This window comes from Candidatus Dependentiae bacterium (genome assembly GCA_003511165.1).
Classification (GTDB): domain Bacteria; phylum Babelota; class Babeliae; order Babelales; family UBA12411; genus UBA12411.
Genome location: DOJW01000003.1, coordinates 27,516 through 48,001 on the forward strand (window position 1 = coordinate 27,516; position 20,486 = coordinate 48,001).

23 protein-coding genes and 1 tRNA gene are annotated in these 20,486 nt (G+C 32.5%); 12 read left to right on the plus strand and 12 right to left on the minus strand.

Features of this window, described 5'->3' with window-relative positions; all coding sequences use genetic code 11:
• Positions 1-238: 238 nt before the first annotated feature.
• Entirely contained in the window at positions 239-1,288 is a 1,050-nt protein-coding gene (locus tag DEA20_01590; protein ID HBS47873.1) for a hypothetical protein, read from the plus strand.
• Between the two features lie 133 nt (positions 1,289-1,421).
• Here the strand turns inward: DEA20_01590 and DEA20_01595 are convergent, their stop codons facing one another.
• The 6 genes from DEA20_01595 to DEA20_01620 form a co-directional block, all read right to left on the minus strand.
• Positions 1,422-1,973, minus strand: a complete 552-nt coding sequence (locus DEA20_01595; GenBank protein HBS47874.1) for a hypothetical protein — start codon at positions 1,971-1,973, stop codon at positions 1,422-1,424.
• Between the two features lie 43 nt (positions 1,974-2,016).
• Positions 2,017-2,409: a 50S ribosomal protein L19 gene (rplS, locus tag DEA20_01600; protein ID HBS47875.1), complete on the minus strand. Its 393-nt coding sequence runs from the start codon at positions 2,407-2,409 to the stop codon at positions 2,017-2,019.
• Positions 2,410-2,523: 114 nt separating this feature from the next.
• Positions 2,524-3,861 carry a tRNA (guanosine(37)-N1)-methyltransferase TrmD gene (gene trmD, locus DEA20_01605; GenBank protein ID HBS47876.1) on the minus strand — a complete coding sequence of 446 codons (1,338 nt, stop codon included), beginning with the start codon at positions 3,859-3,861 and terminating at the stop codon, positions 2,524-2,526.
• Positions 3,861-4,112 (minus strand): RNA-binding protein, encoded by a 252-nt coding sequence (locus DEA20_01610; GenBank protein ID HBS47877.1) that lies wholly within the window; start codon positions 4,110-4,112, stop codon positions 3,861-3,863. Before DEA20_01610 ends, trmD begins: the two co-directional genes overlap by 1 nt.
• A 44-nt stretch (positions 4,113-4,156) precedes the next feature.
• Complete coding sequence (locus DEA20_01615) at positions 4,157-4,402, minus strand: 30S ribosomal protein S16 (protein ID HBS47878.1); 246 nt, start codon at positions 4,400-4,402, stop codon at positions 4,157-4,159.
• Between the two features lie 121 nt (positions 4,403-4,523).
• Positions 4,524-5,846 carry a signal recognition particle protein gene (locus DEA20_01620; protein HBS47879.1) on the minus strand — a complete coding sequence of 441 codons (1,323 nt, stop codon included), beginning with the start codon at positions 5,844-5,846 and terminating at the stop codon, positions 4,524-4,526.
• A 132-nt stretch (positions 5,847-5,978) separates the two neighbouring features.
• Here DEA20_01620 and DEA20_01625 point away from each other — a divergent pair, with 132 nt between their 5' ends.
• Complete coding sequence (locus DEA20_01625; GenBank protein ID HBS47880.1) at positions 5,979-6,416, plus strand: hypothetical protein; 438 nt, start codon at positions 5,979-5,981, stop codon at positions 6,414-6,416.
• 38 nt (positions 6,417-6,454) lie between these two features.
• A complete protein-coding gene (locus tag DEA20_01630) occupies positions 6,455-7,531 on the plus strand; it encodes a choloylglycine hydrolase (protein ID HBS47881.1) in 1,077 nt (358 codons plus the stop codon).
• Positions 7,532-7,549: 18 nt separating this feature from the next.
• On the opposite strand, the gene DEA20_01635 is transcribed toward DEA20_01630, so the two are convergent.
• A tRNA-Phe gene (locus DEA20_01635) sits at positions 7,550-7,625 on the minus strand.
• Positions 7,626-8,034: 409 nt separating this feature from the next.
• On the opposite strand from DEA20_01635, the gene DEA20_01640 reads away from it, so the two are divergent.
• Positions 8,035-8,229: a hypothetical protein gene (locus DEA20_01640; GenBank protein HBS47882.1), complete on the plus strand. Its 195-nt coding sequence runs from the start codon at positions 8,035-8,037 to the stop codon at positions 8,227-8,229.
• An 8-nt stretch (positions 8,230-8,237) separates the two neighbouring features.
• Here DEA20_01640 and DEA20_01645 read toward each other — a convergent pair whose 3' ends face one another.
• Both DEA20_01645 and DEA20_01650 read right to left on the minus strand, forming a co-directional pair.
• Complete coding sequence (locus DEA20_01645) at positions 8,238-8,552, minus strand: hypothetical protein (protein HBS47883.1); 315 nt, start codon at positions 8,550-8,552, stop codon at positions 8,238-8,240.
• A complete protein-coding gene (locus DEA20_01650; protein HBS47884.1) occupies positions 8,549-9,004 on the minus strand; it encodes an AraC family transcriptional regulator in 456 nt (151 codons plus the stop codon). The genes DEA20_01645 and DEA20_01650 overlap by 4 nt, the downstream gene beginning before the upstream one ends.
• Positions 9,005-9,149: 145 nt before the next feature.
• Between DEA20_01650 and DEA20_01655 the strand changes: the two genes are divergently transcribed.
• Both DEA20_01655 and galU read left to right on the plus strand, forming a co-directional pair.
• Entirely contained in the window at positions 9,150-10,181 is a 1,032-nt protein-coding gene (locus tag DEA20_01655) for a phenylalanine--tRNA ligase subunit alpha (protein HBS47885.1), read from the plus strand.
• Positions 10,182-10,213: 32 nt separating this feature from the next.
• Positions 10,214-11,134 (plus strand): UTP--glucose-1-phosphate uridylyltransferase, encoded by a 921-nt coding sequence (gene galU / locus DEA20_01660; GenBank protein HBS47886.1) that lies wholly within the window; start codon positions 10,214-10,216, stop codon positions 11,132-11,134.
• On the opposite strand, the gene DEA20_01665 is transcribed toward galU, so the two are convergent.
• Positions 11,129-12,334, minus strand: a complete 1,206-nt coding sequence (locus DEA20_01665; GenBank protein HBS47887.1) for a hypothetical protein — start codon at positions 12,332-12,334, stop codon at positions 11,129-11,131. The genes galU and DEA20_01665 overlap by 6 nt on opposite strands.
• Positions 12,331-13,791 (minus strand): hypothetical protein, encoded by a 1,461-nt coding sequence (locus DEA20_01670; GenBank protein ID HBS47888.1) that lies wholly within the window; start codon positions 13,789-13,791, stop codon positions 12,331-12,333. Before DEA20_01670 ends, DEA20_01665 begins: the two co-directional genes overlap by 4 nt.
• 88 nt (positions 13,792-13,879) lie before the next feature.
• Between DEA20_01670 and DEA20_01675 the strand changes: the two genes are divergently transcribed.
• Positions 13,880-14,176: a hypothetical protein gene (locus tag DEA20_01675; protein HBS47889.1), complete on the plus strand. Its 297-nt coding sequence runs from the start codon at positions 13,880-13,882 to the stop codon at positions 14,174-14,176.
• Entirely contained in the window at positions 14,157-15,809 is a 1,653-nt protein-coding gene (locus tag DEA20_01680; GenBank protein ID HBS47890.1) for a hypothetical protein, read from the plus strand. Before DEA20_01675 ends, DEA20_01680 begins: the two co-directional genes overlap by 20 nt.
• 64 nt (positions 15,810-15,873) lie before the next feature.
• Here the strand turns inward: DEA20_01680 and DEA20_01685 are convergent, their stop codons facing one another.
• Complete coding sequence (locus tag DEA20_01685) at positions 15,874-16,323, minus strand: hypothetical protein (GenBank protein HBS47891.1); 450 nt, start codon at positions 16,321-16,323, stop codon at positions 15,874-15,876.
• A 438-nt stretch (positions 16,324-16,761) separates the two neighbouring features.
• Between DEA20_01685 and DEA20_01690 the strand changes: the two genes are divergently transcribed.
• The 4 genes from DEA20_01690 to DEA20_01705 form a co-directional block, all read left to right on the plus strand.
• Positions 16,762-17,922: a hypothetical protein gene (locus tag DEA20_01690; protein HBS47892.1), complete on the plus strand. Its 1,161-nt coding sequence runs from the start codon at positions 16,762-16,764 to the stop codon at positions 17,920-17,922.
• Positions 17,923-18,032: 110 nt separating this feature from the next.
• A complete protein-coding gene (locus DEA20_01695) occupies positions 18,033-18,323 on the plus strand; it encodes an acylphosphatase (GenBank protein ID HBS47893.1) in 291 nt (96 codons plus the stop codon).
• A 126-nt stretch (positions 18,324-18,449) separates the two neighbouring features.
• Complete coding sequence (locus DEA20_01700; GenBank protein ID HBS47894.1) at positions 18,450-19,133, plus strand: hypothetical protein; 684 nt, start codon at positions 18,450-18,452, stop codon at positions 19,131-19,133.
• Between the two features lie 40 nt (positions 19,134-19,173).
• The coding region (locus DEA20_01705) for a hypothetical protein (GenBank protein HBS47895.1) at positions 19,174-20,486 on the plus strand (1,313 nt) is incomplete at its 3' end.

Sequence of the window (20,486 nt, forward strand, 5' to 3'; positions counted from 1 at the left end):
CAAATGATTTGCTTTTAACCATTGGAGCTGGAAAAGTTAACAAGATTGCGGAGCATTTAGCAAAGAACTAAATTTATTCTAATTTTCAAATAAAAAAGAAGGCCTTAAAAAATTAAGGCCTTCTTTTTTATTTTAAGTTGAGCATTGTTTTGTTAAGCAGATTTTCACAATATTTCGTTTGTATATTCAACTCCAAATATTATTAATTATAATAATATCGATATAAATGGGGGTGAGGATGAATATATCAAAGAAATTATTTTTTAAAGTACTATTTCTAGCATGTCTTTTTCATGGGAATTTAAAATCGATTAAATTTTTAGAGACGTTACAAGATTCTATTGATGAAGTTTTCGAACATGTTGTGTCAATGAAAAATGAACAAAAATATAAAGAATATGGTTATAGAGAAATTATTGAAAAAAATTTAAACGAAATTATAAAGGAATTATTTAAGTCTTTTTTGGAAATAGTAAATGCGGTGGTTACCGATTCTGCCGAAGTCAAACAAATAATAGAACTTGCTAAATGCAAAACGTATAAAAAATTACAAACATTGTCACAGCGATTAATACCAATTTTAGAAACTGATCCTTTTTTAAAATTGAGCTTGGAAGACGAAGTTTTTGTTTTAGATATTTTGCGTAAAAAAAATATAGATTCAATAAAAGTTTTTTATGCTCCAGATTCAAGTCAATCAAAAGTAAATTTTAAATCTTATTTGGGACTTATTTTAATAGAACATTTTGCATTGTATGAAGATAAAATTATTCCTATTTTTTCATTCGGCCATGAAATAGAACATAATTTGCATGAAGATTGTTGGGATGTTTTTTTAACCGAATTAATAAAATTGTTTATGCAATACTATGAAAAATACACTATACAAAATATTGATTTACAACAATGTATGAGCAAAATATCAAATGATAAAATTAAATCTTATTTAGAAGACCCTATTAAGAGATTTATGTTTTATCAGCAAGGTAATAAATATTTAGAACAGTTTTCGCAAGATGATTTAAAAGAAAAATTAAAAATTTCTACAGTCATTGACTCTTTAAAATTCATTAAAATGTTGATAATTTTTGAAGTTGAAAAACGTGCCGATCTTCTAGCTTGTTTTGAAGGAGATATGTTTGATGTAGTATCTAAATATTTTGAACAACATTCTCAAGTTGTTTCAACTTTGAAATATGAAGATTTTTTCGTACAGTTTCGGCATCCTTCAGATAAAAGAAGAGCTCAATTTTTACAAATGGCTAAAGAAATTTTTGTGAGAAATTGAATATGTCATTAAGAATAAATTTAGCGATATTATTTTTTGAAGATTTTATGAATGATTTTTACCAAAGATAAGTAAACCATAGGAATTATTAGCGCTATTGCCAAAAATAATATTATTACTTTAAAAATGAAACTTAGCATAAATATCCTGAAGGACTAATGAAGTTTTTATTTAGTTTTTTAGAATTTATTAGGTCTTCTTCTTGTTGAGGCTTATTGGAGCCTTTTTCTTTTGGATTTTCAGTTTTTAGAACAATAGAAAGTGATGTTTTATATTTACCACTTATTTTATGTGCAGAAATAACACAAGATTTTTTATTTTTGTAGCAAGTTATTAATATTTTATCATTTGTAGATAGATTTTCTGTTTCCCATCCAAATTGGTTAAGATTTTGCTTGTAAAATTCCAAAACTGCTTGAAGATTTTGGCTGCCCTTGTAATTGAAAGTTGTTATAGTTGTGTTTTTTTCGGGATCCTGCTTTGAAGTTTTATTTATAAAATGAAAACCTAATGGTGTTGGAATGTCTGGGTGATTAACAGTTTCAGTGACTTTTTCTTTAGAGCTGTTTTTTATTTTTGTTAAATCGGTTTTGTGTTGTTGTTTGCATGCAGAGAATGTGATAAGAAGTACAAAGAGTGAAAAACTAATTAAATTTTTATAAATTTTATTCATTTTTATTTTCACAAATTAAAAAGGGCCAATTTTTATTGGCCCTAAACTTTTAGTTTTAATCTTGTAAGTGCTCTTTTTGAGTTCTTGTAAGAACTTTTTCTTGAATTCGAGCAGCTTTACCAACTCTTTTACGAATGTAGTATAATTTTGCTCTTCGAACGACACCTTTTTTGACTAATTTGATTCCGCTGATGATTGGTGAGTAGTAAGGTAGAATCTTTTCTACGCCAACGCCGTTGGAAGCGATTGTTCTTACTGTGAAAGTGCTTGAAATACCGTTATTATGCATTGCGATAACATCGCCGCTGAATAATTGAATTCTTTCTTTATCACCCTCTTTTACGATGAGTGAAACGTCGATGCTGTCACCAACGTTGAATGTTGGAAAGTTTCTATTTTCTAAATCTGAATATAAAATTGTTTCTTTAGTTTGAAAGCGCGCTTTCATGCAAATTCCTTTTGTCAAAAATCAAATAAATTTCTAATTTAAAAGTAAATAATGAGTAATATATATTTGTTTAATTAATTTATCAAGTTGAGCTTGTGATATTAAAAAAAACGCTTATTGTTGCGATATTTCATTAATTCCAAGCCATCGGTCTAAAACTATAGCGGCTGCGGATCTTACCGATAAATGGTTATAGTTTGGAATGCCTCTAACCGGTCCGAGCATATAGTCACATTTTTCTAATAATTCTTCGCTTAAACCTTGTCCTGTGCCAAAAATTATCAAAACTGGTCTATTTTGTTCCCAAATCTTGCCTTGCGAATAAAAATCAACCATTGGAACTTTTGAGTGGCTTTGGGCAGATGTTGCTATCAAAATTGGCTTTTTGCCTTCGATAGTCTCTATTTTTTGGAGAGCTTCATCTAGAGATTTTGTAGGCTCTACTCTCGATACTGCATTGTAGCGTGAAAAATTGTAGCTTTTACCTTCAGGTGATTTCCAAAATTTTAGAAAAGTTTCCAAAATCATATGCTGATCTTCAAGCCGTGAAACTACAAAGTAATTTTTTATTCCATATGTTGCTGCCGATCTTGCTATATCATGGATGTCTATTGATGTGATTGATGTGTCGCCGCATCCTTTAGATTTTACAACAACATCTGAGTGCATAAGCGCTACATAATGCGAAGGTATAAATTTGGAAACGAGTGCCATATCTTCTTCTTTTTTTACATTTTTACGTAGCCAGTCAAATCGCTTTAAGATGGTTTTTTGAGTAGCATTTTCGCTTCGCCATTTTTCGATTTCACCATGATTTCCGCTACGTAGAACAGCGGGAATATCTTGATTGTTCCAGGTTTCTGGAAGTCCAAAATTGGAATAATCTAAAAAGGGACCTTCAAATGATTCTTTTTCAACCGATTCCGCTTTACCAACGATTCCAGGAATTAAGCGTAGAAAACCTTCAAGAAATACTTGAGCGGGTAAATCTCCGCCCATCAAAACATAATCGCCGATTGAGATAATCTCATCAGCAAAAGATGTTTCTACTCTTTCATCCATACCTTCATATCGAGCACAAACTAAAATGATATGTCCCTTTTGTGATTTTTCATCGTTTTCGTTGGAAGGTTTAGATGTGGTTTCTTTTGCTATTTTATTTAAAATGTTTTGATCTAAAACTTTGCCTTGTGGGGAAAAGAATATTTTGAATGCTTTTCCAAACTGCTTTTCGCAGCTTGTTATAGCTTTTTCAACAATTTGAGGTTTGATAATGACTCCAGCCCCGGGGCCTACGCAAGGTTCATCAATGCGTTCTTTGGGCTCGCAAAAGGAGGAGAATTGGACAATGTTGAATCTAACAAGATTATTTGAAATAGCGCGACCGACCAAGCTAGTTTTTAGGAAGTTTTCATAAAATGAAGGGAAAACCGTAATGATCGAAATCTGCACTATTTTGGGTCCTTGGCTTGTTCTAAAATATCCAAAGTTGCATTTTGGCCTTGTTGAGCTGCTGTTAAATGTGCAAGAGTTCTGATGACTCGCGCCATTTTTCCCTCTTTACCAATGATTTTGCCAAGATCTTCTGGTGCTACTTTGATTTCTACGTGAATTGTGTGATCTACCAAAGATTCTTTGATTGATATCTTATCTGGGTGATCGACCAGTTTTTTGAGGATTGATTCGATCAAATCTTTTAACATTTTTTACCTAAATTTAATTTTTGGTTTTTGTTTTAAACGAAAAATTAAGCAGTTTGATTTTTGTGAAGCTTGATAATTTTTTTAACTGTGTCGGAGCAAAGTGCGCCTTTGGAAACCCATTCATTAAGCTTGTCTAAGTGAAGTTGTACAATTATTTTTTTGATAGGGTCGTATGTGCCAAGATTGTCTAAGTATGCGCCATCTCTTTTTTTTCTAGAATCCATTGCTACGATCTTCCAGCAAGGGGTATTTTTTTTACCGATTCTGCTTAAACGTATTTTTACAGCCATTTTAAAATCCTCGTAAATTTAGTAATTGTGTTTGTTTTTAATAACATGTTTCATATTCTAATTTAAAAAACTATTTATTTCAAAATTTTGTACCCGATTCAAGATTTTTAGGTCAAAAATTTTAAAATCCTCTAAAATTCCCCATTTTTTTGAAATTTTTTACAAATTGCTTACTTTGCTCGAATCTGGCAAGAAGTTGGTTCACATCTTGAGCGCTAGTTCCTGAGCCTTTTGCAATTCGTTGTTTTCTAGAAGCATCTAATATTTGTGGGCAAATTCTCTCTTTTTTGGTCATTGAAGAGATTATAGCTTTAAAGATTTTCATCTCTTTTTGCCCTGAGTCAAGCTTGTCCGCTGGGATTTGTGAAACTCCAGGAATATATTGCATTATCTTTTTTAATGATCCCATTTTGTCAATGTATTCAATCTGTTTTGCGAAATCCTCTAAGTTGAAATTACCTTCAAACAATCGTTTTGAGAAATCATCTTGTTTTTTGGTATCGATTGTTTCTTCAGCTTTTTCTATTAATGTTAAAATATCACCCATTCCCAAAATTCGTGAAGCCATACGCTGAGGTATGAATGATTCTAAATCTTCAATTTTTTCACCGAATCCGACAAAGGAGATTGGTTTTTTGAGCGCATAACGGAATGCAAACGCAGCTCCGCCGCGAGCATCACTATCCATTTTGCTCAAAATGGCGCTATTAAAGCCAACTTTTTCATCAAACGTTTTAGCAACGCGAAGTGATTCTTGTCCTGTCATGATGTCTAAAACTAAAATTTTGTATTTTGGAGTAATTATTTTTTCGATTTGTACCAGCTCTTGCATCATATTTTCGTCAACCTGGAGTCTTCCAGCCGTGTCCAAGAATAGATGTTCAAAGCCATTGTTTTTGAAATGATTGTAAATTTCTTTGGCCGCTTTGATCGGATCTGTGGAGGGAGCTCTGAAAAAAACGCAATTAACTTTTTTAGCAAGTATTTCTAGTTGGTCAATAGCTGCGGGGCGATAAAAGTCGACGGATGTTAGTAAAATATTTCTTTTTTTATTTTTCTTTTGAGCTTCTTTTTGGCACCAGTGTGCGAGCTTTGCGATGGTTGTTGTTTTACCAGATCCTTGTAAACCCATTACCATAATGACTGATGGGATTTGAAAAGATGTTGCTACGCTAGATTCACCGCCAAGGAAATTTAGCAATTTATTGTAAACGATTTTGATGAAATGTTGACCGGGATTTAGTGTTGTGGTTACTTTTTGGCCTACTGCTTCACTTTTTATTTCTTGCAAAAAGGTATCAACGATTTCGTAGGGAACGTCAGCTTCGAGTAATGCGTCTTTAACTTGTGCAAGTGCTTGCTCAACATTTTCTTCTGTTAATCTTCCTTTATCTTTCAACCAACTCAAAACGCCAGAAAATTTTTGTGATAGAAATCCAAACATGGTAAAAAGCCCTCAAAAATAAATTTATTTCGTAAAAACAATTAGATAATTATAAAATTGTTGCAATAAAAAGCAAATTCGCCTTTGAATGAAGTTTTAATAATTTAATATTTAATGCGAAATAGGAAGTTTATGAAAAAAATATTAATTTTAAGTCTATTTTTATTTGTGAGCAGCATTGGCATAATTAAAAGTGGACCATTGGTTGAAAAATTTCAAAAAATATTTTCTTTTTCATTAAATGAAGATGCGAAAAAGGAAATCATTTTAACTTTGATTTCTGAATACAATAAGAAAGAGAAAAAAGATGGGGAGCTTGAAAGAGTAGGGTGCACCATAGATGCATTAAAGCTTCTTGAAAAAGGGTTTGATAATAAAAAAGCTGTTTGTGCAACTCTAAAAGCTATAAAAGAGGTATTGACTGATATGTTGGCTAAAAATATGGATAGCCCTAAATATATAAACACACACATATTGATTACTTTAATACAACAATTAAATGGTTTAGCTTGCGATGTGGTGACATTAAATATTACAAGGTCTCGTGGGAAGTTATCTGGTAGTTGTTAGATTGTGGTTAGTTAATTTTTTAAATAGGAGGATGAGTGATGAAGAAATTATTATTTATTTTTTTGATTTTGGGGTGTTTGAATGAGCAAATATTTGCTTGTACTAGTTTCATCATTAAAGCTAAAGACGGTACCGTTGTAAAAGCACGTTCAAATGAATTTAGTATTTCTGCAAATTCAAATATTATTGCTGTTTCAAAAGGTTATAAATTTGTAGGGACTTTGCCTGATGGCGGAGTTGGGCTACAGTGGGAAACAAAATATAATTTTTTAGGATTAGATGGTTTTGGTTTGCCTATGGTTGGTGATGGAGTCAATGAAAGGGGTTTAACTTTTTCAGGTCTTATGTTCAGAGCATCTACAAGTTTTGAAAAACATGATCCAAAAGATAATTCTAAAATATTAGCACCATGGGAAGTTGGAACTTGGATTTTGTCCATTTGTGCAACAATCGATGATGTGATTGTAAATTTAAAAAAAATAAAAATTGTTTCTTCTATTTGCAAATCAGTTGGTAAAGAATTTCCTTTTCATTATTTTGTTGTTGATAAGACTGGAAGAAGTGTGGTCATTGAGCCTAAAGATGGTGTTATTAAAGTTTTTGAAAATCCTGTTGGCGTTGCTACTAATGCACCTTCTTTTGATTGGCATTTAATTAATTTACAAAATTATATGAATGTTACAGCTAAAGATGCTGAAAGTATGATGCTAGGAGATTTAAAGATTACTCCTTTTTCTACTGCCAGTGGTATGCGAGGGTTGCCTGGAGACTGGACTTCGCCTTCAAGATTTGTCAGAGCTGCTTTTTTGAAAACTTGGGCTTTGCCTGTAGAAAATAGTGAAGAGGCTGTTTTAAATGCGATTAGACTTCTCAATACTTTCTTTATTACCAAGGGGATGACTTACGGTATTCAGGATGGTAAAACTGTTTTTGAATATACTCAGTGGGAGACTTTTACAGACTTAAAAAATCTAAAAATTTATTACAGAACCTACAATGATATGAATATCAAAGTAGTGGATTTAAAAAAGATTAAATTTGTAAAAGGAACGATCAAACGTTTTCCTATAGAGGATAAAATTCATTTCGAGGATGTATCAAGTAGATTAATTTAGATTTTTATTTTAAATAGATGGTGCCGAAGGGCGGAGTTGAACCGCCGACACACAGATTTTCAGTCTGTTGCTCTACCACCTGAGCTACTTCGGCACTTAAATAATCTGAAATTTCAAATTATAGAGCCAAGATTACAAATACAATTAATTGTTGTCAAATAAAAGTTTAGCGAAGGGGTTGATCACCCCTTCCTTATATCTCGATTTTTAACATTTGTTATTTGATTTTGTTTTTTATTCTTCTGCCGCTTCTCTATTTTATTTATTTTATCTATAGCTGCTACGCGCAGTGCGGCAATGGGTGGGTGTGCACCCTTTGCAATCACACATTAAAGAGGTTTCTTTAAAATCTCTACAGCACTAAACTCGCCGGGATACAACTACGTTGTACTCCGACTCAAACAGGTAGTGCTGGATCAGAATTTTACAAAATATATAAAGGCCGTAAGTCCAAAATAAGAATGTAAACTCCAAATTAGCCTGGCTGTTAGAACCGCAGTCCAGTGAAGCTGGATGCGGGAGTTTCAGGCGTAAGGAAATCCAAAAGTGCTCTTTTGGCGCATGGAGGATGCAAGGAGGTTTTTGCGACAAAATCTCCTTGCCCCACTGCGGGAGCAGCCAGAAATAAAATTAAAGATAAAAACAAACTTAAAACAGAAAGAAGAATAATAAAAATAGGAATAATTATTAAGGGATGATCAATCTCTTATTTTGTTTCTTTCTCAATCCAGTTTAGATAAGCAATAAAACCATTAACAATAGGAAGAGCAATTATTTGAGGTGTCTGGTAACAATGATTTTTAACGATGAAATCTTCAAGTTCTTTATATAGAGATTCTTTTGTTTTTATTGTTAGCTGAAACTCTTGTGCTGATTCTATTTTACCTTCCCATCTATAAATACTTTCTATTGATTTTATAGAACAGCATCCTGCAAGCTTATTTTCGATGATCATAGTGGCGATTTTTTTGGTCTCTTCTATTTTTTCAAAAGTTGTAATTACTTCTATAAACTTTGTCATTTTAATCCGATATAAATTTCTACTTCAGTTTTGCCGTCGATCGTTTTCCAAATTTCAAAGTCGCAGATATAAGATCTATCAAGGTTAGAGTTCCAAATTTTTTGCCAAGTGTTCATAAGTTCGTCTGGCATTTTGCCTTCTGCTTTGAAAAAAGCATAATTGCCTGAAGGGATAATTTTGTGAGAGAGCGTAGAATTTTCTGTAGATGTTTTAACTTCACATCCTATGACGCATTTATATGGCTTTGTAAAATCGCCTTCGTAGTCGGTGTAAAGCACATAAATATTTTCATTTAATTTGTTAGTAATTTGAGATGGAATATTTTCGCTAAGAAATTTATTCCATAAAATTCCTAAATCTTTTTGTGCTTGATTATTCTGATTAGTTGTTTTGATAGAAATACCTTCTATTTGAATAGGGCTAGTTAAAAGCGTTATTTTACAATCGCACATATGGGACCTTTCTTTTTTGAAAAATAAAAAACAAATTAAGTTTTATAAAAAATATAAAAAAGTACAACTTTTATTTATTAAGTGTTAAAATTTTCTCTAACGCCGATAAATTGAAAACGTTGCAACTATTCGTTGGAGGCTTTAGATGGGGAATTTAAAGAGTAAAATTGAATTACTTCAAGTACAGTTCGGACAGGAGCTAGCAGCTGCTGTTGCATCAAAAGATTTGGAAAAAATTCGAATTTCTTTCTTGGGTAAAAAAGGTTTTATCACAGAAATTTTGTCACAACTAAAAGATCTATCTGTTGAAGATAAAAAAATAATTGGTCCGCTTTTAAATAGTTTTAGATCCGATGTTGAAAGTAAAATTAAAGAAAAAGAAACTTTAATTTTAAAAAGTGAAATTGAAAAAGCTGATCTAAAAAAACAAAACTTTGATTTTTCTGTTTATAAAACTGATGCAAATAAAGGTTCGCTTCATCCATATACTCAAGTCATAGAAGAAATAGAAAATATTTTTATTTCGATGGGATATGAAGTTTTAGATGGTCCAGAGCTTGAATCAGAACATTACAATTTTACAGCTTTAAATATTCCGCAAGAACATCCTGCGCGAGATATGTACGACACATTTTGGGTAAATTTACCAAATTATCTTTTGCGCACTCACACCTCTCCTGTTCAAGTGCGAACGATGGAGTCGAAACAGCTTCCGATTGCAGCAGTTATTCCTGGCAGGTGCTATAGGCATGAAGCAACCGATGCAACTCATGATTATATGTTTATGCAATGCGAGGGTTTTTTGATTGATAAAAATGTTACAGTTGCAAATCTTTTTGCGACAGCAAAAACATTCTTAGAAGCGTTGTTTAAAAAAAGTTTGGACATTCGAATTCGTCCTGGATTTTTCCCTTTTGTCGAACCAGGATTCGAAATTGATGCACGTTGTCCATTTTGTAAAAATGGATGTTCCGTTTGTAAAAAATCTACATGGATAGAAGTTTTTCCTGGCGGTTTGATTCATCCGAATGTTTTGAGAGCGGGTGGTATTGATCCTGAAGTATATTCAGGTTTTGCATTTGGATTTGGTCTAACTCGACTAGCTATGCTTAAGTATGGAGTAAATGATATTCGTTTGTTCCACAGTGGCAAAGTTAGATTTTTAGAACAATTTTAAAATTTAATAAAAAACTAAAAAAAGGATGAGTGATGGAGATAAAAAAGGCGATAATTCCTGCTGCAGGTTTAGGTACTCGTTTTTTACCAACTACAAAAGTTATTCCCAAAGAAATGCTTCCTCTTCTTGATAAGCCTGCTATTCAGTGGGTAGTTGAAGAGGGTGTTCGATCTGGTATAAAAAATTACATTTTAGTTACGGGTAAAAATAAAAAAGCAATCGAAGATCATTTTGATTCAAACCATGAATTAGACCATATGCTTAAAGAGCGAGGACAAGAAAAATATCTTGATGCGCTTTCAAAAATTATGCGAATGGCAGAATTTACAAGTATCCGGCAACATGAGCCACTTGGTCTTGGACATGCTGTTTGGACCGCGAGACATGCAGTAGGCAAAGAGCATGTTGCAGTTTTGCTTCCGGACGATATTTTTTTAGGTCCACTTCCAGCAATTGCGCAGCTTGCAAAAGTTGCAGAACAAGAAAAATGTAATGTTATAGCGGTCAAAGAAATGCCAATGGATTGCATTTCGCGCTATGGTGTGATCGAAATCAAAAAACAAATTTCTACAAATTTATTTCAAGTTAAACGTCTTGTTGAAAAACCAAAAGCTATCGATGCTCCTTCAAATTTGGCGATAGTTGGAAGATATATTTTGTCACCAGGAATTTTTGAAGTTTTAGAAAGTACAGAGTTTGGTGTTGGTGAAGAGATTCAGCTTACAGATGCAATTCAGAGTTTAATTTTGAATGGTGAAAAAGTATTTGCGTACAAAGTGCAAGGTTCACGGTATGACACTGGAACAACAATTGAATGGTTGAAATCAAATATTGCACTTGCGCTAAAACATCCAGATTATTCTGAAGTGATAATGGAATATTTAAAGCAGATTGATAGAGATATGATTTTTCTTGAAGGCAAAGCTGATTTGCTTAAGCAAAGACAATTATAAAAGATTACTTTCGGAAATTTCTTTTTGATCTAAAATCATTTTACGATAAATTCCAAAATTAATTGGATTATTATTTAAAATTAAAAATCCCTTTAATTTGTTTTCATGCAATAAAAATTTACGATAATAGTTTATCCCATCAGATTTTACGATATGTTTAAAGTTTGATGGGGTATTTGCGATTTGGCCACAGCTTGCAAAATAAGTTTCAAAAATTTTACTGCTAAAAGAAATTAATGCTCCTTTGTATTCTTTTCTTTTGTTTGTGATTGAATTTGCAATCAGTATTCCTTGCATTATTGCATCCGGCCAGGTGCAGCTTGAGATAATATTTCCACTCAAAATATCTTTGACAGCTATGGCATCTCCCGCCGCATAAATATCTTTTATATTTGTTTGAAAAAATTGATCAACGACTATGCCTTTTTCACAGATTTCAATTCCGCTGTTTTGTGCTAAATCTAGATTCGGAGCGCTTCCAGATGCGATTATCAATAAGTCAGTTGAAATTGTTTGGTTGTTTTGCAATTTAACTTTTTTGATTTTGTTATTTTCGCAAGTTACATCTTCGAGTGTTTCATTTTTATAAAAAGTTATGTTTTTATTTTGTAATTTTTTTTCAATTATTTCTGCCGCGTCGTTATCAAGAAGTTTTGACATTAATTGGTTAGAGCGTCCTATCAAATTTACTTTTAGTCCAAGTTTAGAAAGTGATTCTGCAATTTCCATTCCAACTAGCCCTGTACCCAAAACGGTTGCGGTGGTGCAATTTTCTTTTTTTATAAATTGTAAAATGTGATTTGTATCTTCTAGTGTTTTGAAAAAGAATATTCCGATATTTTCTTGGATATTTACATTTGATGGGATGATATTGTTTGCGCCGACTCCAAGTGTTAGTGTATCGAAAAATATTTTTTGATTATTTTGCAAAATTACAAATTTATTTTTGGTATCGATGTTTGTAACATTACTATTTTTTAAATATTCGATTTTGCTTTCAGTGAAAAATTTTTCATCTTTTATTGTGATATCTTCTAAAGTTTTTTCACCTGTCAAATAATCCGCAAGCAAACATGTGTTGTATGGGTAAAATTGTGATTTGGTGATGCAAATGATTTTTGAGTTTGCATCTAACTTGCGCAGTTGAGATAAAACGCTTATGCCGACTGCGGAGGAACCAATGACTATATGTGTTTTCATTTTATTAAATTTTCAATTTCCTCTTTGAAAGATTCATAGCTTCGTGAGCCAATAATCGGTTTAATAATTTTTCCATTTTTAAAAAATATAAAATTAGGGATTGATTGTATTTGATATTTTACTGCTAACGCCGAATTTTCTTTGACATCTATTTTTACAAATTTTACTTTTTTGTCAAAATCCATTGAAAGTTGTTTGAACACAGGTATCATCTGTCTGCAAGGTGGACAGGTGTATGAGAAGAAATCTGCAACAATTAATTCTTTTGTATTTTTTAGTATTTTTTCAAAGTGTTCTTGTGAGTGAATTTCTGTTACTGTTTCTTCTTTTGCTATTTGTTCTTCTGCTTGCGCAACAGAGAGAGGTGTTTTGTCTGCAAGCGTAGATTCTTTTTGTTTTTTATATCCAATATTTTCTAAAAATTCGATAACTTGATGCGCCGCTCTGTTACCATCACCTGCTGCCGTTGTAGCTTGTCTAAATTTGTAGTCGGAGATTTCGCCTACGGCAAAAATTCCTTTTTTGGATGTTTCTTGAAAGTTAAATAATTTTATATATCCACTTTGGTCGAGTTCAAGTTGATTTTGAAATATTTCGCTATTTGGTTTTGACCCGATTGAAAGAAATAATCCATCAATTTCAAAAGTTTTTTGCGAATGAGTTGATTTATTAAATGTTGAAATTGATTTTATATTTTTTCCATCACCTTTGATCTCTTTTATTTCCGTGTTGTATAAAACTTCTATGTTTTGCATTGATAGCAAGCTGTTTTTTCTTGAATAATTACCTTTTAGTTTTTCGCTTCGGACAAGAATTAAAACTTTTTTAGCAACATTTGATAAGTAAAGTGCATTTGCAATTGCGGAGTCTCCACCACCGACTACAGCAACGGTTTTGTTTTTATATAAGCTTCCATCACAGGCTGCGCATGTTGATACTCCTTTGCCAAAATATTGTTTCTCGCCTGGAATGTTTAAAAAATTTGGAGTCGAACCCATTGCGATAATGCATGACAACGCTTGATATTCATATTTTTGATTTTCGTTTGACACATCTTGGGTGTAGATGGTGTAAGGCCATTTTGAGAAATCTACTTTGTAAACTTTTTCGATTTTTGTTTTGGCGCCTACTTTGAGTGCGTGATTTTTTATTTTTTCCATTAATTTTATACCGGAAATCTCGACTTCGCCTGGCCAGTTGTGTACAGATGTCGAATGTGTAAGCAGGCCTAAAGATTCACCCATGATTAAAAGGGGTTTATAGCTTGCAAGTCCTAGATCGATCGCAGCTGTTAGCCCGCCAACACCTCCGCCCAAAATTATTGTTTCATGAATATTGGAATCATTTTTTAGATTTGTTGTATCGAATTCTGTTTTAATTTCTTTTGTTGTCGAATTTGAACATCCGAAAAACAAAAAAATTAGTGAAAATGAAAAAATTGATTTAATGAACTTCATTTAAATCTCCTTTATTAACTGAATCTATAGAAAAATTTGTATCAAATTTGTAGCTTAAGTTTAAAGCTTAAAATAAAAAGGAGAATTTATGAACAGAAAATCTTTTTTTCTTGTTTTCATTGGTTTAAATGTTTTTTTAGTTTTCTTTAAGATTTATCAGCATAATTTGATTGTTAAAATTTTGTACAAAAAACAAAAAATAGAGAGAGAAGTAGACCTTTTAACCAATGAAAAAAATAATTTACTTGTACGTTATAACAAATTAAGAGATCCAAAAGTTGTTTATGAAAAAGCAAAAAACGATTTTGGGTTTGCGCGAGTGCCCCTAAACAAATTCTTATTAATTTCAGAAATATCAAAAGTGGATGGAGGGCCAAATGCTTAAGGATCGGAGTGCCGTTTCTAATTTTAAAATTAGAGTGTTTTTTGTTTTTTTGTTTTTTGTTTTACTATTTTTTTTAGTAATAGCGCGGTTGTTTTTTCTGCAAGTGGTACGAAATCAATTTTTTACAAACATGGCTAGTCAGCAGTATGATTTTCAATTTTTTATCACTCCTCCACGAAGCCAAATTTTCGATCGGAATAATTTCCCTCTGACTTACAACAAAAAAGTAAAATCTGCATTTGTTGCGCCTCATGAATTTCGGGAAAAAGAAAAGACTATGCAGTTTTTGCACAAAAATTATCCAAAAGTTTATAAACAAATAAATGATTATCCTAAACGTAAATTCTTTTGGGTTGAGCGTAAATTGTCCGAAGAAAAGTTGAGCTTTTTGGAAAAAAATAAAACGGAAGATATTAATTTTATAGAAGAAAACCAGCGATTTTATCCAATAGTTTCTCTTGCGCCGCTTATCGGTTTCACAAATATTGATAATCAAGGAATATCTGGACTTGAGTTACTTTATAATGGTCAACTTGCTGGATCGGCTGCAATGATAAAAGCTGAAAAAGATGCAAGAGCAAAAAAATATTATTTTACAAAAATGGTAGAAGAAGATGGATTGCTTGGTAAAGATTTGCATTTAACAATTGATGAAAAGCTGCAAGCACTTGCAAATGCAGAACTCGAAGAAGCTATAAATAGTATCGGGGCAAAAGAGGGTGCCGTTGTTATCATGAATCCGCAAAATGGTGAAATTTTGGCTATGGTAAGTTATCCAGCTGCAAACCCAAATGAAGAAATTAAAAGTTTGGAAGATACGAAAAATAGGATAATTAGCGACTGTTTTGAATTCGGTTCGGTTGTTAAAGCGTTCTTGGCTCTTGCCGCGCTCGAAAAAGGAGTTGTAACTCCAGAGGAAATAATTGATTGTGAGGGGAAATCAACTTACATTGACCATTTTCTTGTAACAAACTGGAAATCTGTAGGAAAAATCTCGTTTAGTGAAGTACTACAACATTCAAGTGATGTTGGAACCGCAAAAGTTGCAAAAAGGGTCGGCGAAGATCTTTACAAATATTATAGAAAGTTAGGACTTGGTAGTTTGACCGGCTTAGGTTTTCCTGGCGAGCGGTCCGGTTTTGTAAATCCTCCAGGCAAGTGGTCACGATCATCTATTCTTGTTCTTTCTTTTGGTTATGAACTTAATGGTACATTGCTGCAAATTGCGCGAGCTTTTTCCATAATTGCAAATGAAGGCTATGATGTTCGGCCTAAAATAGTTTTAGATGAAAAAGATTCTAAATCGGTGCAAGCAAAAGGTGAAAAATTATTTAGCGACAGGGCTATTTCGCAGCTTAAAGATATTTTGCAAACAATTGGTGAGAAATACAAAGTGAGCGGCTTTAGAGTTATGGGAAAAACAGGAACGGCAAGATTGCTAGATCATGGACATTATTCCAAAACGAAACATATTTACACATTTGCGGGTATTGTAGAAAAAGGTGATTACAAACGAGTTGTTGTGACATTTATCAAAGAGCCAAAAAGCGCATCGCTCTGGGCATCAGAGACAGCAGCTCCTCTTTTCCAAAAAATAGCAGAAAAAATGGTTTTGCATGAAAGGTTAGGATAAAAAAAGAAGGGACTTTTTAGGTCCCTTCTTTTTTTATTTTTAATATTTAAATTATATTAGAGTCTTATTCGTGCGCAGGTTCTGCTGCTGCAGAAAATAAACTTCTGTTAAAGAATAAAAGAGCTGCTATTGCTATTGTAATTTTACCGCTATTAGATGTGCAAGCAGATATTAACGCGTTTGAGGAAGTTGAAAGCGCTGAGCCTAAGCCATTTGCGGTAGCCGCTGTTGTAGATCCCAATAAATTTCCGATTGCTTTTCCCGTATTGCTACTTGCAAATTTAGTAAAAAGATAAATTGCTGGTAGGCCAGTTCCTACTGTTCTAATTATTTTATTTTGATTGCAGTTCCAAGCTGTTGTGGCAATTGAAGTTACTTTTTCTTTAGCTTTATTAGCATTTTCTTTTATACTCGTCAAAGAAAATGTATTCCAACTTATTGCATTTACATCTGTACTTGCGAAAATTGTTCCTGCAAGTGTTAGTGTTAAGATCGTCTTTTTAAAATTAAACATATTTATAATCCCCCTTGGATTGTTATTAAACTAAACTTAAAAACTAGCTAAAATAGCCAATTTTACATTCTATGTTTTATCAGCCTAAAGCGCTTAGATTTTAATGCAAATGGGCAATAGGGTCTTGGTGGTATTTACCAGAAAAATAGGGTTTTTTATGAAAAATCATCAAAAAGTGGAGAAAGATGTAGATTGTTGAATGTTTAAAAGTAGTAATTATAGTATGTTTTTTGTAGTTTTGTGCGAAATTGCCAGTTAACTACAAAATATGTACAAAACTAAATTTTTACTCTTTTTAAATAAAGCTGTTGTTTTTGACAATATGTAACATAATTCAAGGTTAAAATTTGCAACAAATTAAATGAGGGGTTAAATAAATTTAATGGTAAAATATCAAAAGTTTTTAAAATATTGAGGTTTTGAAGGGAGAGGGTTTTTATGAAAAACAAAAATCCGCATGTTGTACATATTATTACAAGACTTGATCTGGGCGGCGCTCAAAAAGTTTGTCTTCTTATTTTTAAGAATTTGCAGCAAAGCGGTCAAGTTAACGGTGCATCGTTAATAGCGGGGGAGGGTGGCGGTTTTGCAGATTCGGTAAAAGATTTCGAAAATGTTTATTTGCTCAGAAATTTTAAACATGCGATTGGTCTCAAAGCTGTTTTTTATGATTTAGCAGCTTTTTTTCAAATGATTTTTATCTTGCGAAAATTAAAGAAAAAATATTCAAATTTGATAGTTCACACGCATACGCCAAAGGCGGGAGTTTTTGGAAGATTTGCAGCATTCTTTGCCGGTGTGAAAGTGAGAGTACATACAATTCACGGTTTAAGTTTTAATGAATTTCAGCCAAAGCCGATTCAACTTGTGATAAAACTAGTTGAAAAGTTTGCTGGATTTTTTACCACACATTTTATCTGTGTATCCAAAGCAGATTTTGAAATTTGTAAAAAAATATATCCAAATTTTGAAAAGCGAAGTTCAATAATTTATCCCGCTGTGGATTTTGCAAATTTTGCTCCAACAGTCAAAACAAATTTTGACAAAGCAACTGAAGGCAAAAATAAAATAACTTTGGGTGTTGTCTCTTGTCTGAAGGGTTTGAAAAATATTCAAGAACTGCTTGAGATTTTTGCAGAGCTTGATAAAAAATTAAATGAAAATTTTGATTTAAATTTGGAAATTGTTGGCGATGGTAAATTTCGAGTTGGTTATCAGGAATGGATTACAAAAGAAAAATTGGGAAACAAAATCAAGCTTTTGGGTTGGCGGGAAGATGTTGCGGTGCTGATGAAAAACTGGGATATTTTTGTTTTGCCTTCGCTCAAAGAAGGTTTACCATGTTCAGTCGTCGAAGCACGATTTGCAAAGTTGCCAGTCGTTTCGTATGAAGTTGGCGGAGTAGGCGAAATCATTGAAAGTGGAAAAAATGGATTTGTTGCAAAATTGCATGACAAAGAAATTTTCAAACAAAATCTGAAAAAATTAATTATCAATAAAAATTTGCGCAAAAATTTTTCGCAGTTTGAAGACAATTTAGAAATGTTCAAAGATAGCTTCATGTTCGAAAAACATACAGATCTGTACAACAAATTATAAAATTAAAGTTATGAATTAAAATCATAATAATAATTTTATTTATATTTTTTGACATTGATGAAAAAGGTTTGATATGTTACTGCAAGATTTTTATTTTAAGAGAGGTAGTGATGAGGAGATGTCTTAAAATTTTAGTTACTGGAAAAGTTCAAGCTGTTGGCTATCGCAAATATGTGCAAGCGCAAGCTACTCAACTTGACATTGAAGGTACTATTCAAAATATTAATGATGGTTCGGTAAATATTCTTATTTGTGGAAAATCAACAAATTTAGATGAATTTATAGATGTTTTATACAAAGGAACAAAAGGATCAAAAGTAGAGAATGTTCTTGTCGAGCCGTTAAGCCAAACAAAAGATTTCCGTGGCGTTTTTAGAATAATTGGAATGGGTGAAGAGTAGTTTTATTAAAATTATTGCTTTTTATTTTTTGTAAATAATACAATAGCAAAAGTTGTTATTTTGCATAAAAAGCAATGCCTGTAGTTTTAATATTTGGGTAAGTATTTTATAAAAAGGAGAATGAATATGATGAAGAAATTATTAATTTTTAGTTTTTTGTTTTTTCAAACAATATCTGCGGAGCCAGCTGAGGCCGGAATTCGGGTCAATCAGTTTATAAATGATAGTATATGGCTTGGAAAGAATGGGGATTCAATTTGGGGTGGTTCTATTACTGGTTCTGTTAGTGTGTACACAGATAATACTTGTAGCGCAAGTATAGGGTTGTTTGGGGGATCAATTGGAGATTTGATTTTAAATAACCCTAGAAGCGGTCTAATTTATACACCATTGATAGTTGGTGGTGGTGAGTTGGTTATCACAGGAAGTCTTAAAATTGAGAGTGCAGATGCAACTTTATCCACGTCTCTTCCGAATGCAACTCAAAGTGATGATACTGCTGTAATTCGATTTATAAAAGATCAATGGATTTCTCCTGGGAAAACTTTATTTATTGATAATAAATTTATTTTTGATGGCAGTGGGATGTCTTTTTCTATAGATGGGATGATTGCTGTGGATGAAAGTAGTGATTCTTTAACTTTAAGGAATATGACTTTGAGAGGGCTACATAGCGGGTGGATAAATGCTATATACGCAAATCAGGTAATTTTGGATAATGTAAAAATAGTAGGGAATAATTTACAAGCACCTCTATTATGGGTGGTGCCTGGCTCAATTTCAGGTTTTGCAGAATTTATAGACGCGTAAATTGATTTTGTATTTTTTAATATTAAAAAAGGAGTAGAGGATGAAGAAAATATTTTTGTGGATTTTTCTGCTACAGAGTTTTGCATTACTGCACGCGACACTAGTCCTGGATGGCAATGGGTCTACTATGGACTTAAGTTTAAATGCATTAGAAATCGGCTCTGGCCAAACAGTTCTTTTGAAGAATTTTATTTTAAATAATTTGCAAGGTAATGATAATACTGGACGAATTATAATGTATGATTCTACATCATCGTTAACATTGCAAAATTGTACATTGAATTTGTCTGGAGATTATACATATACACATGGATATTGGACAATTCGTGGAGCAAACAAAATAAATGGTTATGGCAAAAGGTTTACGGTAAGCCCTGCGGATTTTATTAATCATTTAAGAATAGAAGCTAATGCATCACTAGAAATTGGAGATGGTGTAAAACTTGAGTTTGATGAAGCAATTAGTGATACTTTTGCTATTATTTTTGATTCAACTACTTCAAGCTCTGGAAAATTAATATTGAGTGATGCAACTTTATATGCAAACATACCCGGCGGCCTTACATTCACCAATGGTGAATTAGTAATTCGAGGTGAATCTACCATAGATGGTGATACAACACTTACGCTCGGATGTGGAATAGCTGCAAATGATTGTTTTTTAACAATTGAACCATCTGCAAAATTACATCTTGCTGCTGGTAGTGGAATAACATGGATGAATGCAGGTGTAGAATCATTTGATACATCAGAATCTGGAATTTTGGATGTTAAAAATGGCGCAGCGTTTAATGATCCGCTTACTCCTATAGATTTTAATCATGAAACTATGATTTTGGATTCAGCAACCTTTGATGGTACAACTTCAATAACATTAAAAAATGTAACCACATTGCTTCGACGTGATTTGAACTTAAATCGCGACATTACATTGAATAACGTAATTTTAAATGGACAAGATAATCAATTAACTCTTGCAACAGCTACAAAGCTGTTTGTTGATAGTGGGGCAACAGTTTCTCTGCAAAATTTAGATTTGGTTAACGCAACAAATAAAATCAGATTTAATGATGCATCAGGCAAAATTTGGCTTGATGATGTGAAATTAGATAGTGATATTTATAGTCCATTTTATATCAGTCCATACAGCATAGAGTTTACAAATTCTGATTGTATGTTCAACGCAGGTTTAACTCTTCCAGTAAATTTATCTTATGTTTCAAAGTTTCCATTCGGTGGAACATTGAGTTTCAATGAACATAATTTAACATTAAGTTCCGATTTGATAATGGGAGCAAATGGAAGATTAGATTCAACAACAAATGGAACAATATCAACAGATGCAGATGCAAA

What these genes read in the sequence shown, in the direction of transcription:
- DEA20_01590 (HBS47873.1), top strand. Translation starts at nt 239, where the DNA reads ATGAATATATCAAAGAAATTATTTTTTAAAGTACTATTTCTAGCATGT.
- rplS (HBS47875.1), bottom strand. Translation starts at nt 2,409, where the DNA reads ATGAAAGCGCGCTTTCAAACTAAAGAAACAATTTTATATTCAGATTTA.
- DEA20_01610 (HBS47877.1), bottom strand. Translation starts at nt 4,112, where the DNA reads ATGTTAAAAGATTTGATCGAATCAATCCTCAAAAAACTGGTCGATCAC.
- DEA20_01615 (HBS47878.1), bottom strand. Translation starts at nt 4,402, where the DNA reads ATGGCTGTAAAAATACGTTTAAGCAGAATCGGTAAAAAAAATACCCCT.
- DEA20_01620 (HBS47879.1), bottom strand. Translation starts at nt 5,846, where the DNA reads ATGTTTGGATTTCTATCACAAAAATTTTCTGGCGTTTTGAGTTGGTTG.
- DEA20_01625 (HBS47880.1), top strand. Translation starts at nt 5,979, where the DNA reads ATGAAAAAAATATTAATTTTAAGTCTATTTTTATTTGTGAGCAGCATT.
- DEA20_01630 (HBS47881.1), top strand. Translation starts at nt 6,455, where the DNA reads ATGAAGAAATTATTATTTATTTTTTTGATTTTGGGGTGTTTGAATGAG.
- DEA20_01645 (HBS47883.1), bottom strand. Translation starts at nt 8,552, where the DNA reads ATGACAAAGTTTATAGAAGTAATTACAACTTTTGAAAAAATAGAAGAG.
- DEA20_01650 (HBS47884.1), bottom strand. Translation starts at nt 9,004, where the DNA reads ATGTGCGATTGTAAAATAACGCTTTTAACTAGCCCTATTCAAATAGAA.
- DEA20_01655 (HBS47885.1), top strand. Translation starts at nt 9,150, where the DNA reads ATGGGGAATTTAAAGAGTAAAATTGAATTACTTCAAGTACAGTTCGGA.
- galU (HBS47886.1), top strand. Translation starts at nt 10,214, where the DNA reads ATGGAGATAAAAAAGGCGATAATTCCTGCTGCAGGTTTAGGTACTCGT.
- DEA20_01665 (HBS47887.1), bottom strand. Translation starts at nt 12,334, where the DNA reads ATGAAAACACATATAGTCATTGGTTCCTCCGCAGTCGGCATAAGCGTT.
- DEA20_01670 (HBS47888.1), bottom strand. Translation starts at nt 13,791, where the DNA reads ATGAAGTTCATTAAATCAATTTTTTCATTTTCACTAATTTTTTTGTTT.
- DEA20_01675 (HBS47889.1), top strand. Translation starts at nt 13,880, where the DNA reads ATGAACAGAAAATCTTTTTTTCTTGTTTTCATTGGTTTAAATGTTTTT.
- DEA20_01680 (HBS47890.1), top strand. Translation starts at nt 14,157, where the DNA reads ATGGAGGGCCAAATGCTTAAGGATCGGAGTGCCGTTTCTAATTTTAAA.
- DEA20_01685 (HBS47891.1), bottom strand. Translation starts at nt 16,323, where the DNA reads ATGTTTAATTTTAAAAAGACGATCTTAACACTAACACTTGCAGGAACA.
- DEA20_01690 (HBS47892.1), top strand. Translation starts at nt 16,762, where the DNA reads ATGAAAAACAAAAATCCGCATGTTGTACATATTATTACAAGACTTGAT.
- DEA20_01695 (HBS47893.1), top strand. Translation starts at nt 18,033, where the DNA reads ATGAGGAGATGTCTTAAAATTTTAGTTACTGGAAAAGTTCAAGCTGTT.
- DEA20_01700 (HBS47894.1), top strand. Translation starts at nt 18,450, where the DNA reads ATGATGAAGAAATTATTAATTTTTAGTTTTTTGTTTTTTCAAACAATA.